Source organism: Pelagivirga sediminicola (genome assembly GCF_003072125.1).
GTDB classification, from domain to species: domain Bacteria; phylum Pseudomonadota; class Alphaproteobacteria; order Rhodobacterales; family Rhodobacteraceae; genus Roseovarius; species Roseovarius sediminicola.
Genome location: NZ_QCYH01000002.1, coordinates 407,527 through 420,544, shown reverse-complemented (window position 1 = coordinate 420,544; position 13,018 = coordinate 407,527). Strand labels below are relative to the sequence as shown.

Below are 13,018 nucleotides of genomic sequence, written 5' to 3'. Positions count from 1 at the left end.
CTAGAGCCTGAAGCGCATGGTCAGCCGCCGCTGCCCGCGCTGCACATCCAGCGCCAGACGGCCGCGCGCCGCCTCCAGCGCCGCGCTGGCACTGGCGCTGTCGGTCACGGCGGCGCCGTTGATGCCGCGCAGAACATCGCCCGCGCGCAAGCCCGCCCGCGCGCCGATATCGCCCGGATCCTCCACCAGAACGCCCGACAGCGTCAGGGGCAGATCATATTCGGCCATCACCGCCGGGTTGATCGTGCTCAGCGTCACGCCCGGCACCGCGGCGCGCGCGCCTGTCGTCAGCGTGGCGCGCGGCGGGCTGTCGGGCGCGGGGCGCATCGGCACCGCGATCTCGCGCCGTTCGCCGCCCTGCAGCGCGGTCACGGCCAGATCGGTCCCCAGCCCGGCAATCGTCATGCGATAGATCATCTCGGCGGGGTTGTTCACCTCCCGCCCGCCAACGGCAAGGATCACGTCACCGGGCGCCAGACCCGCGGCGCCGAAGGGGCTGGCCTCGTGCATGTCCGACAGGATAAGACCGCCCGCGCGCCGCAGGCCGAGGCCCTCGGCCATGTCATAGGTCACGGGCTGGCCGCTGACACCGGCCCAGGGGCGCTGAAACACCGTCTCGCCCGCGCGGGCCTGCTGCACGAATTGCCCGACCAGCGTGGCAGGAATGGCAAAGCCGATCCCGTTCGATCCGCCGGAGCGCGACAGGATGGAGGTGTTGATGCCGATCAGCCGCCCGTTCGTGTCCACCAGCGCGCCGCCGGAATTGCCTGGATTGATCGGCGCGTCGGTCTGGATGAAATAGCCGCGCGTGTTGCCGGTCACGGTGCCGGATCGCGCAAGGCCGGACACAATGCCGCTGCTGACGGTCTGGCCCACACCGAACGGATTGCCGACGGCCAGCGCCAGCTCGCCCACTTCGACGCTTTCGCTGTCGCGCAAGGTCAGGGCGGGCAGATCGCCCGCGTCCACCTTGAGGATCGCCAGATCGCTTTCCTCATCGGCCAGCAGCACGCGCGCGTCGAATTCGCGCCGGTCGTTCAGCACGACGCGGATATCGGTCGCCTGCCCCACCACATGATAATTGGACACGACAATGCCATCGGACCCAAGGATCACGCCGGAGCCGAGCGAGTTTTCAACCCGCGGCCGCTGTGCGCCGAAATTCTGGAAAAGCTGGCCAAAGAAAGGATCATCGGCAAAGGGGCTGGCCCGTCCCTCGATCACGCGGCGCGCGTAGATATTGACGACGGCAGGCGTCACCGCCTTGACCACCGGCACGAACCCAAGCTGGATCTCTGCCTGGCTGGCAGGCACGCGGGTGTCGGCAAAGGCGGGCGACCCAAGCGCGAGGAGGGCAATGGCCAAGGGTTTCAGCATAACGTGCCTTTCGTCATCTTCGCCCCGTTGATATGCGCCGCGCCGCATCCGATTGCAAGTTGGCGAGGCGCGGGCAGAAACGCAAAAACCCCCGCCGGTCCGGCAGGGGTTTCGCAAATCAGCCCGCGTGACGGGCAAATATCAATCCTCGTCGATCTCGGCCATCTCGCGCGAGACGCGCTCCTTGTCGGCCTTGCCCTTGGCGGCAGGATCGCGGTCAACGAATTCGATGATCGCCATCGGCGCCATGTCGCCATAGCGGAAGCCGGCCTTCAGCACGCGCACATAGCCGCCTTGGCGGTCCTTGTAGCGAGGGCCCAGCACGTCGAACAGCTTGGCGACATATTGGTCCTGCTTGAGCTGGCTTGCGGCCTGGCGGCGCGCATGCAGGTCGCCGCGCTTGCCCAGCGTGATCATCTTTTCGATGATGCGGCGCAGTTCCTTGGCTTTCGGCAGTGTCGTCTTGATCTGCTCATGTTCGATGAGCGAGCCGGCCATATTCGCCCACAGCGCCTTGCGGTGCTCATGGGTGCGGTTCAGGCGGCGGTAACCTCTTGCGTGACGCATTTTCTATCTCCTTAGCGTGTTTTGCTTTGTCCGGCGGCGTGATGCGTGTCAGGCCGCTCTCCTTGGGGCATGTGCCCGGTCGTGTCAGCAGGCCGGGCGACGTGGCCCGGCCTGCGAGTTCTTAAAAGGCATCTTCGAATTTCTTCGCCAGATCCTCGATATTGTCTGGCGGCCAATCCTCGACGTCCATGCCCAGATGCAGGCCCATGCCCGACAGCACTTCCTTGATCTCGTTCAGGGACTTGCGGCCGAAGTTCGGCGTGCGCAGCATCTCGGCCTCGGTCTTCTGGATCAGATCGCCGATATAGACGATATTGTCGTTCTTCAGGCAGTTGGCCGAGCGCACGGACAGTTCCAGCTCGTCCACCTTCTTGAGCAGCAGCGGGTTGAATTCCAGACCGTCATCGTCGTCCTGGCGGCCGGCCGACTCGGGCTCGTCGAAGTTGACGAAGATGCTCAGCTGATCCTGCAGGATGCGCGCGGCATAGGCCACGGCATCATCCGGCGTGATCGAGCCGTCGGTCTCGATCTTCATCGTCAGCTTGTCATAGTCCAGCACCTGGCCCTCGCGGGTGGGCTGCACGTCATAGCTGACCCGGCGGACCGGGCTATAGATCGCGTCCACGGGGATCATGCCGATCGGCGCGTCCTCGGGCTTGTTCTTGTCGGCGGCGACGTAACCCTTGCCGGTGCCGACGGTCAGTTCCATGAACAGGTCCGCACCGTCGTCGAGGTGGCAGATCACATGCTCGCGGTTCAGGATCTCGATGCCGTTGCTGTCCGAGATGTCGCCAGCCGTCACCACGCCCGGACCCTTGGCGTTGATCGACAGACGCTTGGGGCCTTCGACCTCCATGCGGATGGCGACGCCCTTGAGGTTCAGGATGATGTCGGTGACATCCTCGCGCACGCCCGCGACCGACGAAAACTCGTGCAGCACGTTGTCGATCTGCACGGAGGTGATTGCCGCCCCCTGCAGCGAGGATAGCAGCACGCGGCGCAGCGCATTGCCCAGCGTCAGGCCAAAACCGCGCTCCAGCGGCTCGGCGATCACCGTCGCCTGACGCATCGGGTCATTGCCCGGCTTGACGTCCAGCTGCGTCGGCTTGATCAATTCAGCCCAGTTCTTGTGGATCATGTGTCCCTCCATACCAGTCCTGTCCGCATGTCCGACGGCCAGAACGCCCGAGGTTTAAAATGACGGCAAGCGGGGCCGCGCGGACATGCGCAGCCCCACTTGAAGCAGTGAGCTTAGACGCGGCGGCGCTTCGGCGGGCGGCAGCCGTTATGGGCCATCGGCGTCACGTCGCGGATGGACGTGATGTTGAAGCCGACGGCAGCCAGCGCGCGCAATGCGCTCTCGCGGCCCGAACCGGGGCCCTGCACTTCGACTTCGAGCGTGCGCATGCCATGTTCCTGCGCCTTCTTGCCTGCATCTTCTGCGGCCAGTTGGGCGGCGTAGGGGGTCGACTTGCGCGAGCCCTTGAAGCCGCAGCTGCCGGCCGAGGACCACGCAATCGCGTTGCCCTGAACGTCCGAGATCAGGATCTTGGTGTTGTTGAAGGACGAGTTCACATGCGCAACGCCGGTGGCGATGTTCTTGGAAACCTTCCGTTTGGTGCGTTTGGTATCGCGTGCCATATCGTGTGCCCTCCCTTATTTCTTCTTGCCGGCAATGGCCTTTGCGGGGCCTTTGCGGGTGCGGGCGTTGGTATGGGTGCGCTGGCCGCGAACCGGCAGGTTCCGGCGGTGGCGCAGACCGCGGTAGCAGCCCAGATCCATCAGACGCTTGATGTTCATCTGCGTCTCGCGGCGCAGATCGCCCTCGACGGTCAGGTTGGCGTCGATATACTCGCGCAGCGCAACCGTTTCGGTATCGCTCAGCTCGTTGACGCGGCGCGTCTGGTCGATGCCGACCGCGTCGCAGATGGTTTTCGCGGTCGAGTGACCGATTCCGGTGACATAGGTGAGGGCGATTGGGACCCGTTTATGCGTCGGGATGTTGACGCCGGCGATGCGTGCCACGTGCATGTTCCTTTTCGTTGCGAGTCCGTAATGCCGGACCCTTTTTTCACAACGCAGGCCCGAGGCGCATAGCATCGGGCCGTAGCTGAATTCAGGTGATCGATTCGGTCGGGGAAAGCCCCATGAGAATCAAATCCCTTGCGGGATGGTGCTGGTTAGGAGGAAATGACCCAGCCGTCAAGGCCGGCGGGGAAACAATACCGCTGCGCTCCCGTTTCCAAGGCATCCAGCGGCGCGATCAGAGCCGCCGGGCGACCGCCCTAGCCCTTGAGAACGCCCGCGATGCTGGCCCTGACATCCTCGACCGTGCCGAGGCCGTTGATGGTGCTCAGCATGTCCTTGGCATAGTAATAGCCGATCAGCGGCGACGTCTTCTTGTAGTATTCCATGAGGCGGTTGCGCAGCGCCTCCTCATTGTCATCGGCGCGGCGCGTGAATTCGTGCGCCTCGCCGCATTTGGTGCAGACGCCGTCCGCCGGGATCGGCTTGGTGTTGTCGTTATAGACCTCGCCGCAGCCCGCGCAGGTCGCGCGCGCGGTGATGCGGTCAACCAGCGCCTCGTCATCGACCTGCATCTCGATCACGGCATCCAGCTGCATCCCCTCTTCTTCCAGAAGCTGCCCCAGCGCGTCCGCCTGCGGCAGGGTGCGCGGGAAGCCGTCGAAGATGAAGCCGCCATGCCGGTCGCCTTCCAGCTTCTCGCGGATCAGGCCGATCACGATCTCGTCCGTCACCAGCTCGCCGCGGGCCATCACCTCGGCCACGCGCTTGCCCATCTCGGTCCCGGACTCCTTGGCCTCGCGCAGCATGTCGCCGGTGCTCAGCTGGATCATGTCGCGGGTGGCCACCAGATGATGCGCCTGCGTGCCCTTGCCCGCGCCCGGCGGTCCGAGAAGAATGATGTTCATTTACTTGCGTCCTGTCCCTTTGCGGCGTGCGCGCCTCTTGCCCTTGCCGCCCAGCTGCGATTTTTCGATCAGCCCTTCGTATTGATGTGCCAGAAGGTGGCTTTGCACCTGCTGAATCGTGTCCATCGTGACCGACACGACGATAAGAACCGATGTGCCGCCAAAGTAAAAGGGGATGGCGAACTGTGCGCGCAGAATTTCCGGCAGCAGGCAGACCAGCGCCAGATAGCCGGAGCCGAGGACGAGAACGCGGCTGACAACATATTCCAGATATTCCGCCGTGCGCTTGCCCGGACGGATGCCGGGGACGAAACCGTTCTGGTTCTTCAGGTTCTCGGCGACCTCATCGGGCTTGAACGCCACGTTGTAGGTGTAGAAATAGGCAAAGAAGACGATCATGCCGGTGAAGAACAGCAGGTAAAGCGGCTGGCCGGGGCCGAAATAGGCCAGGATCGTCGACATGACCGGGCTGCTGCCCTGCCCGCCCGAAAACGTGCTGATCGTCGTCGGCAACAGCAGCAGCGACGAGGCGAAGATCGCCGGGATCACGCCCGCCGGGTTCACCTTGATCGGCAGATGGGACGAGCCGCCGTCATAGACCTTCATCCCCACCTGGCGGCGCGGATACTGGATATGCACCTTGCGCAAGGACCGCTCCATGAACACGACAAAGGCGATCACGACGATGACCATCACGATCACGCCGATGATGACCGCGGGGCTGATCGCGCCCGACCGGCCCGATGCAAAGAACTGCGCCAGCGCGGCGGGAACCTCGGCGATGATGCCGACGAAGATGATAAGGCTGATGCCGTTGCCGATGCCGCGCGCGGTGATCTGCTCGCCCAGCCACATCAGGAACATGGTGCCGCCGATCAGCGTGACCATGCAGGACACGATAAAGAACATGCCCGGATTGGTCACCAGATCGCCCGATTGCAGGCTGATAGCCAGACCATAGGACTGCAACGTCGCCAGCAGGACCGTGCCATAGCGCGTGTACTGGTTGATCTTCTTGCGGCCAGCCTCGCCCTCTTTCTTCAGCTGCTCCAGCGACGGAACCATCGCGGTCATCAACTGCACGATGATCGAGGCCGAAATGTAGGGCATGATTCCCAGCGCAAAGATGCCCATCCGCCCCAGCGCTCCGCCGGTGAACATCGACAGCATGCCGCCGATGCTGGCACCCGCGCCCGCCATGAATTCGCGCAGCTCGGCACCGTCAATGCCGGGGACGGGAATCCATGTGCCAAGGCGGTAGACCACCAGCAGCATCAGGGTGAACACGATGCGCTTGCGAAGATCGGTGGCCTTGCCGAGCGCCGCCCAGCTGGTGTTGGCCGCCATTTGTTCTGCTGCAGATACCATTCGGCTCTCTTTCGGAATGACAACGCCGCCGAGTGCTGTTTTCCAGCAGCTCGGCGGCGTGTTTTGAAAAACTATGGGGTATGTAAGCGGCGCGCGGGCCGCTCACAACCTCTTATTCAGCCGCCTGCACGCTGGGAAGCGTCAGGGTGCCGCCCGCCTTCTCGACCGCCTCGACGGCCGATTTGGACGCACCGGTGACTTCCAGCGTGATCTTGGAGGTCACATCGCCCTTTGCCAGAACGCGGATACCGTCCAGCTTGCGGCGCACGAGGCCCGACTCAACCAGCGCGTCCTCGGTGATGGCCGCGCCTGCGTCCAGCTTCTTGTCGTCGATGAATTTCTGGATCAGGCCCAGGTTGACGACGGCGAATGCCTTGCGGTTCGGCTTGTTGAAGCCGCGCTTGGGCAGACGCTGATAGAGCGGCATCTGGCCGCCCTCGAAACCCTTGATCGCCACGCCCGAACGGGACTTCTGGCCCTTGATGCCGCGTCCGCCGGTCTTGCCCATGCCGGAGCCGGGGCCGCGGCCAACGCGCTTTTTCTTTTTCGTTGCGCCGTCATTATCGCGCAGTTCATGCAATTTCATGTCGCTTCTCCTTATGCCGGATGCGGCCCCCAGCGACGGGAGCGGCCGAACGCGGCTTGCGTATGGATTGGTGTGGCATCACGCCACCGTGGGCGTATAGACGCGATACACCCGGCAATCAAGAGCCATGATCAGCCGATTTGCCGCCACGTGCCCGGCACGCGCCCTACACAGCCCGATGACGCAGCCCTATATCTGGATCATGAACAGGCGACAATACATGTTGGCGATCGGAATGCCTTGCCGCGCCATCCGGCAGGCGGCGCATGCGATTGCGCTCTGCCTCGGGTTGCTGGTGCCGCCGGGCGCCTCTGCCGAGGCTCCGAGCGCGCCGCAGACGGGGCTTTTGTGGAACAAAAGCGGATTGCCCGCGACCTTTCCCTTGCTTGTGATGACCCCGCCGGACCATGCATATCATCTGACGCTAAAGGACGCCGCGACGGGCGCCGACATCCTTGCCGCCTATATCGTCGGCGGCGAGTTCTTTCAGGTGCTGGTCCCGCCCGGCACATTCACCCTGCATTTCGAGCAGGGCACGACGTGGCAGGGCAAGACCGAACTTTTCGGTGATGGGCCGGACACGGCATCCTTCACCCTCGCTTCCCCGCTGACCTTCGAAATACGCGGATTCGGCGTCAAGGGCGGGCACAAGGTGGACCTGCGCTCGCGCGCGGCGGAGGCACGGGACGCGGAGATCTCGCCGCGGTCGATCTGCCAGTCCGTCAGCCTCGAATTCGACGAACCGGAAATGTCGCCATTCGAACGGGAATACGTCCCCACCACCCGCGTGCCGACGCCCGAAGATCCATGGCGTGTCGTGAGAAACGGAATTTACGAGACCGAAGCGCCCAATATGCTATTCGAGCTGGACCCGCTGCGCCTGCGCTCGCGCCACCTGTTGCAGGGGCGCATCTGCGACTGATCAGGACATCTCCCGAGCCGGCGGTCCGGACGCGGCCGATTTGCCGGTGCCGGGTGGCCACATGAGCGCCCTGGAAACGGAAAACGCCCCGGCCATTTCTGACCGGGGCGCTTCATTTCCGGACTGAGAACCCTCAGCCCTTTTCTTCCACGATCTCCACCATGTGCGAGATCTTGTTGATCATGCCGCGGACAGAGGGCGTGTCCTCCAACTCGCGCACGCGGTGCATCTTGTTCAGGCCGAGGCCGATCAGCGTCGCGCGCTGCTCTTTGGGGCGGCGGATGGGGCTGCCCACCTGCTTGATGACGATTGTCTTGGCCATTGCTTAGCCCTCCTGCGCGACGGGCGCTTGTTCGCCCTTGATGGCGGGCGCGTCGGTTGTGGTCATGATGTCCGCAACCTTCTTGCCACGGCGCTGCGCGACCATGCGGGGGCTCGACTCCTTGGTCAGGCCGTTCATGGTGGCGCGGATCATGTTGTAGGGGTTCTGGCTGCCGTTCGACTTGGCGACGACGTCCTGAACGCCCAGCATCTCGAACACGGCACGCATCGGACCACCGGCGATGATGCCGGTACCCTGCGGTGCGGAGCGCATGACGATCTTGCCGGCGCCGTGGCGCCCTTCCATGTCATGGTGCAGCGTGCGGCCCTCGCGCAGCGGCACGCGGATCATGGCGCGCTTGGCGGCCTCGGTCGCCTTGCGGATGGCCTCGGGCACTTCTTTCGCCTTGCCCTTGCCAAAGCCGACGCGGCCCTTCTGATCGCCTACGACGACCAGCGCCGCAAAGCCGAAGCGCTTGCCGCCCTTGACGGTCTTGGAGACGCGGTTGATTGCGACCAGGCGGTCGGCGAATTCCGGAGTTTCGTCGCGCTGGTTGCGGCGGCCCCCTCCACGGTTGTCATCTCTTGCCATGCGGCATGTCCTCTCGAATGCGGCGCGCGTTGCGCCAGATGTATCAATCCAGGTGGGCAACATGCCCCCGGATCATCGAGGCGGCCCCGAACGGGGGCCGCCTGCGCTGCTCTTAGATCTTCAGCCCGCCTTCACGCGCGGCGTCGGCCAGGGCCTTCACCTTGCCGTGGAACAGAAAACCGCCACGGTCGAAATACGCCTCTTCGACGCCGGCCTTCTTTGCGCGCTCTGCGATGGTGGCGCCCACTTTGGCGGCCGCCTCCACGTTGTTCTTGCCGATCAGGCCCAGATCCTTTTCCAGGGTCGAGGCCGATGCGAGCGTCACGCCGCGCACATCGTCGATCAGCTGAACGCTGATATTCTTGTTGGAGCGATGAACGCTCAGGCGCATACGCCCTGCATTCACGCTGCGAAGTTTGTTCCGAACGCGCAGGCGGCGTTTCAGAAACAGTTTTCTCTTGCTGTTTGCCATCTACCCGTTCCTTACTTCTTCTTGCCTTCTTTCTGGAAGATATACTCGTCTTTGTAGCGAATGCCCTTGCCCTTGTAGGGCTCTGGCGGACGCCAGTCGCGAATATCAGACGCGACCTGACCGACGAGCTGCTTGTCCGTGCCTTCGACCGTGATCTCGGTGGGCTTGGGGACGGTAACAGTCACACCTTCCGGAATTTCAAAATCGACATCATGCGACAGGCCGAGGTTCAGTTTCAGGACATTGCCCTGAAGCTGCGCCCGGTAACCAACGCCGCGAATTTCAAGATCCTTCTTGAAGATCGCGTTGGTGCCGTGAACGACATTCGCCACAACGCTGCGGGTCATGCCCCACTGCTGGCGCGCGCGCTTGGATTTGCCGCGCGGCGTGATGGTGATGTCACTGTCGTTGATCGTGATCGTGACATCGTCCGTCGCGGTGAAGCTTTTCGTTGCCTTCGGCCCCTTGACCTCAAGCGTCTGGCCGCTGAGCGACGCGGTGACACCATCAGGCAGGGGAATGGGCAGTTTGCCGATACGAGACATAAAACAGCCCTCCTTAGAATATCGTGCAGAGCACTTCGCCGCCAACATTCTGGCTGCGCGCGCTTGCATCCGACATCACACCCTTGGGGGTGGAGACAATCGACACGCCCAGGCCCTGACGGACCGAGGGGATGTCCTTGACGCCCAGATAGACGCGACGACCGGGTTTGGAGACCCGCTTCATTTCGCGAATGACGGGGGCGCCATCGAAGTATTTCAGGCTGATCTCGATGGCCGGGTGGCCATCCTTGCCGGTCACGGATTCAAAACCGCGGATATAGCCCTCGTCCGCCAGAACACCGAGCACACGCTCGCGCATTTTGGAGGCCGGGGTCATCACCGTGGACTTGCCGCGCATCGAGGCGTTGCGGATCCGCGTGAGCATATCGCCGATAGGATCATTCATTTCAAATCTCCCTTACCAGCTGGATTTCACGAGGCCGGGGGCCAGGCCGGACTGGCCCAGTTCCCGCAGCGCGATACGCGACACTTTGAGCTTGCGGTAATACGCATGCGGGCGGCCCGTCAGCTGGCAGCGGTTGTGCAGACGTGTTGCACTGCTGTTGCGCGGCAGGTCGGCCAACTTCAGGGTGGCGCGGAAACGCTCTTCCATCGGCTTGCTCTCGTCGTTGATGATCTCTTTCAGCGCGGCGCGTTTCGCGGCGTACTTCTGGACCAGCTTCTGGCGCTTCTTCTCGCGCTCGATCATTGCTTTTTTAGCCATAACTCTCTCTCCCGCTGCTTCAGCTGTTGAAGGGCATGTTGAAATGCTTCAACAGCGCCTTGGCTTCAGCGTCGGTTTTCGCCGTGGTTGCGATGATGACATCCATGCCCCAGGATTCGTCGATCTTGTCGAAGTTGATCTCGGGGAAGACGATGTGCTCCTTGATGCCGAAGGCATAGTTGCCACGGCCGTCGAAGGATTTGCCCGAAACACCGCGGAAGTCGCGGATACGGGGCATCGCGACCGTGATCAGACGGTCGAGGAAGTCGTACATGCGGGCACCGCGCAGGGTGACCTTGGTCCCCAGCGGCATATCCTCGCGGACGCGGAAACCCGCGATCGAGTTCTTGGCCTTGGTCACGACGGCGCGCTGGCCTGCGATCGTGCTCAGGTCATCCTGAGCCGACTTGGCCTTCTTGCTGTCGCGGACCGCCTCGGACCCGCAGCCGATGTTCAGGACGATCTTGTCCAGACGCGGGATCTGCATGTCGTTGGTATAGCCGAATTCTTCTTTCAGCTTGGCCTTGATCTCACCGTCGAACTGCGCGCGCAGGCGCGGGGTATAGTTTGCGGTATCAAGCATCGATCACGTCCCCCGTGGTCTTGGCGACGCGCACTTTCTTGCCGTCCTTGATGTCGAAGCCGACGCGTGTCGGCTTGCCCTTGGCATCCAGCAGCGCGATGTTGCTCAGCTCGATCGGCATCGCCTTCGGCAGGCGGCCGCCCTGGTTGGTCTGGCTCTGGCGGGTGTGGCGGATGGCCATGTTGACGCCATCGACAACGGCCTTGCCGGATTTGGGATCAACGGAGGCGATCGTGCCTTCCTTGCCCTTGTCCTTGCCTGCGATCACGACGACCTTGTCGCCCTTCTTCAGTTTGGCAGCCATGTCACAGCACCTCCGGGGCGAGCGAGATGATTTTCATGAATTTCTTGGCGCGCAGCTCGCGAACCACCGGCCCGAAGATACGGGTGCCGATCGGCTCGCCCGCGTTGTTCAGGATGACGGCGGCGTTGCCGTCGAACTTGATGCCGGTGCCGTCTTCGCGGCGCACTTCCTTGGCGGTGCGAACGACGACGGCCTTGCGGACGTCACCCTTCTTCACACGGCCGCGGGGGATGGCTTCCTTGACCGATACGACGATGATGTCACCGACACTCGCGTAACGACGCTTGGAACCACCCAGAACCTTGATGCACTGAACGCGGCGCGCGCCGCTGTTGTCAGCAACATCCAGGTTTGTCTGCATCTGGATCATTTGGTTTCTCCCGACCTACCGGGGGGCGATGCGGCCCTTGCCCCGGGGTTTCGATTAAGCTGGCTTGGTCTTGGCGGGCTCAGCCCTCCAGAACCTCCCAGCGCTTCGTCTTGGACCGCGGCGGGCATTCGATGATGCGCACCTTGTCACCCACCTTGAACGTGTTGTTCTCGTCATGGGCGCGGTATTTCTTGGACTTCCGGATCGTCTTTTGCAGAACCGGGTGCTTGAAGCGGCGCTCGACCGAAACCGAGATGGTCTGTGCGTTGGCGTCGCTTGTCACGGTGCCAGAGAGGATACGTTTGGGCATCTTGCAGGCTCCTTATTCTGCTGCCGCGGCTGCGGCTTTCTCGTTCAGGATGGTCAGCACACGGGCCGCGTTGCGGCGCGCGGTGCGCATCTGTGCCGCATTCTCCAGCTGGCCGGTCGCCGCCTGGAAACGCAGGTTGAATTGCGCCTTTTTCAGATTTGCCAGCTCATCGCGCAGCTGGTCGGGTGTCTTCTCGCGAAGTTCCTTGGCGTCCATCGCCTTTTTCCTTTCAACATCACTGGAGGGCCGCACGACGCGTCACCCTGATTCCGGTGGAGATCCTTGTGATCTGGCGCGTATAGAGGTCCCTCGCGTCCGGCGCAACCCCTGTCTGCAAAAGGCTCTCGCCACGCCCTGCCCGCTGCGCTATCACAATGGCCATGTCAGATATATCGTCCCTCTTCGTCACCCGCCTTTACCGTGCCGCGCTGCGCGAGCTGGGCAAGCCCATCGACGCGGGCGAGCTGGAGGCGTCCTGCTGGTCCATCGCCGATGACGACGAGGCCGGCCAGCAATGGTGCGAGGATAACGATTATCCCGGCTACACCTCCTATGCGTCACTGGACGACCTGCCCTACCGCTTTCCGATCTTCGCCGATCTGGTCAAGGTGCTCGACAAACACGTCGCCGCTTTCGCGGAAGATCTGGAGTTCGATCTGGGCGGAAAGAAGCTGAAGCTCGACAGCCTGTGGATCAACATCCTGCCCGAAGGCGGCACGCATGCGTCGCACATACACCCTCATTCGGTGATTTCCGGCACGACCTATGTGACGATGCCCGAGGGCACCAGCGCGATCAAGTTCGAGGATCCGCGCCTGCCGATGATGATGGCCGCGCCGCCCCGCCGCAAGGATGCACGGGATGAACTGCGCACGTTTACATATATGACCCCCGAGGCCGGCGAGGTGCTGCTGTGGGAATCGTGGCTGCGCCACGAGGTGCCGGTGAACATGTCCGAAGATGATCGCATTTCGGTCAGTTTCAACTACGCTTGGGGATAATCCCGCCGCCCCGGCGCATCCGATTGAACGATCCGGGGCCTGC

21 protein-coding genes are annotated in these 13,018 nt (G+C 63.0%); 2 read left to right on the top strand and 19 right to left on the bottom strand.

The window, feature by feature from the left end; all coding sequences use genetic code 11:
- The 8 genes from DC366_RS05755 to rplO all read right to left on the bottom strand — a co-directional run bounded on the left by DC366_RS05755 (position 1) and on the right by rplO (position 6,831).
- On the bottom strand, positions 1-1,377 hold the full coding sequence (locus DC366_RS05755) for a trypsin-like peptidase domain-containing protein (protein ID WP_108691370.1): 1,377 nt from the start codon (positions 1,375-1,377) through the stop codon (positions 1-3).
- Between the two features lie 141 nt (positions 1,378-1,518).
- Positions 1,519-1,944, bottom strand: coding sequence for a 50S ribosomal protein L17 (gene rplQ, locus DC366_RS05750; RefSeq protein ID WP_108691226.1), 426 nt, complete (start codon positions 1,942-1,944; stop codon positions 1,519-1,521).
- Positions 1,945-2,065: 121 nt separating this feature from the next.
- Positions 2,066-3,082, bottom strand: coding sequence for a DNA-directed RNA polymerase subunit alpha (locus tag DC366_RS05745; RefSeq protein WP_108691369.1), 1,017 nt, complete (start codon positions 3,080-3,082; stop codon positions 2,066-2,068).
- Between the two features lie 113 nt (positions 3,083-3,195).
- Positions 3,196-3,585, bottom strand: coding sequence for a 30S ribosomal protein S11 (gene rpsK / locus DC366_RS05740; RefSeq protein ID WP_108691225.1), 390 nt, complete (start codon positions 3,583-3,585; stop codon positions 3,196-3,198).
- Positions 3,586-3,600: 15 nt separating this feature from the next.
- A complete protein-coding gene (rpsM, locus tag DC366_RS05735; RefSeq protein WP_108691368.1) occupies positions 3,601-3,969 on the bottom strand; it encodes a 30S ribosomal protein S13 in 369 nt (122 codons plus the stop codon).
- A gap of 260 nt (positions 3,970-4,229) precedes the next feature.
- Positions 4,230-4,877, bottom strand: coding sequence for an adenylate kinase (locus DC366_RS05730; RefSeq protein WP_108691224.1), 648 nt, complete (start codon positions 4,875-4,877; stop codon positions 4,230-4,232).
- Positions 4,878-6,245 (bottom strand): preprotein translocase subunit SecY, encoded by a 1,368-nt coding sequence (secY, locus tag DC366_RS05725; RefSeq protein ID WP_108691223.1) that lies wholly within the window; start codon positions 6,243-6,245, stop codon positions 4,878-4,880.
- A gap of 112 nt (positions 6,246-6,357) precedes the next feature.
- A complete protein-coding gene (rplO, locus tag DC366_RS05720) occupies positions 6,358-6,831 on the bottom strand; it encodes a 50S ribosomal protein L15 (RefSeq protein ID WP_108691222.1) in 474 nt (157 codons plus the stop codon).
- Positions 6,832-7,051: 220 nt separating this feature from the next.
- Between rplO and DC366_RS05715 the strand changes: the two genes are divergently transcribed.
- Complete coding sequence (locus tag DC366_RS05715; RefSeq protein WP_133176175.1) at positions 7,052-7,753, top strand: hypothetical protein; 702 nt, start codon at positions 7,052-7,054, stop codon at positions 7,751-7,753.
- Positions 7,754-7,886: 133 nt separating this feature from the next.
- Here the strand turns inward: DC366_RS05715 and rpmD are convergent, their stop codons facing one another.
- The 11 genes from rpmD to rpmC all read right to left on the bottom strand — a co-directional run bounded on the left by rpmD (position 7,887) and on the right by rpmC (position 12,190).
- The gene (rpmD, locus tag DC366_RS05710) at positions 7,887-8,075 is read right to left on the bottom strand and encodes a 50S ribosomal protein L30 (protein WP_108691220.1); all 189 of its coding nucleotides are present in this window, start codon (positions 8,073-8,075) and stop codon (positions 7,887-7,889) included.
- Positions 8,076-8,078: 3 nt separating this feature from the next.
- A complete protein-coding gene (gene rpsE, locus DC366_RS05705; protein ID WP_108691219.1) occupies positions 8,079-8,666 on the bottom strand; it encodes a 30S ribosomal protein S5 in 588 nt (195 codons plus the stop codon).
- 112 nt (positions 8,667-8,778) lie between these two features.
- Entirely contained in the window at positions 8,779-9,138 is a 360-nt protein-coding gene (rplR, locus tag DC366_RS05700; protein ID WP_108691218.1) for a 50S ribosomal protein L18, read from the bottom strand.
- Between the two features lie 11 nt (positions 9,139-9,149).
- Positions 9,150-9,683 (bottom strand): 50S ribosomal protein L6, encoded by a 534-nt coding sequence (rplF, locus tag DC366_RS05695; RefSeq protein WP_108691217.1) that lies wholly within the window; start codon positions 9,681-9,683, stop codon positions 9,150-9,152.
- Between the two features lie 13 nt (positions 9,684-9,696).
- Positions 9,697-10,089 (bottom strand): 30S ribosomal protein S8, encoded by a 393-nt coding sequence (gene rpsH, locus DC366_RS05690; RefSeq protein ID WP_108691216.1) that lies wholly within the window; start codon positions 10,087-10,089, stop codon positions 9,697-9,699.
- 12 nt (positions 10,090-10,101) lie between these two features.
- Positions 10,102-10,407, bottom strand: coding sequence for a 30S ribosomal protein S14 (gene rpsN, locus DC366_RS05685; RefSeq protein WP_108691215.1), 306 nt, complete (start codon positions 10,405-10,407; stop codon positions 10,102-10,104).
- Between the two features lie 19 nt (positions 10,408-10,426).
- Complete coding sequence (gene rplE / locus DC366_RS05680) at positions 10,427-10,990, bottom strand: 50S ribosomal protein L5 (protein WP_108691214.1); 564 nt, start codon at positions 10,988-10,990, stop codon at positions 10,427-10,429.
- A complete protein-coding gene (gene rplX / locus DC366_RS05675; RefSeq protein WP_108691213.1) occupies positions 10,983-11,294 on the bottom strand; it encodes a 50S ribosomal protein L24 in 312 nt (103 codons plus the stop codon). Before rplX ends, rplE begins: the two co-directional genes overlap by 8 nt.
- A 1-nt stretch (position 11,295) precedes the next feature.
- Positions 11,296-11,664 (bottom strand): 50S ribosomal protein L14, encoded by a 369-nt coding sequence (rplN, locus tag DC366_RS05670; RefSeq protein ID WP_108691212.1) that lies wholly within the window; start codon positions 11,662-11,664, stop codon positions 11,296-11,298.
- A 79-nt stretch (positions 11,665-11,743) separates the two neighbouring features.
- A complete protein-coding gene (gene rpsQ, locus DC366_RS05665) occupies positions 11,744-11,974 on the bottom strand; it encodes a 30S ribosomal protein S17 (RefSeq protein ID WP_108691211.1) in 231 nt (76 codons plus the stop codon).
- A 12-nt stretch (positions 11,975-11,986) separates the two neighbouring features.
- Positions 11,987-12,190 (bottom strand): 50S ribosomal protein L29, encoded by a 204-nt coding sequence (gene rpmC / locus DC366_RS05660; RefSeq protein ID WP_108691210.1) that lies wholly within the window; start codon positions 12,188-12,190, stop codon positions 11,987-11,989.
- Between the two features lie 164 nt (positions 12,191-12,354).
- On the opposite strand from rpmC, the gene DC366_RS05655 reads away from it, so the two are divergent.
- A complete protein-coding gene (locus tag DC366_RS05655; protein WP_108691367.1) occupies positions 12,355-12,975 on the top strand; it encodes a TIGR02466 family protein in 621 nt (206 codons plus the stop codon).
- Positions 12,976-13,018: the final 43 nt, after the last annotated feature.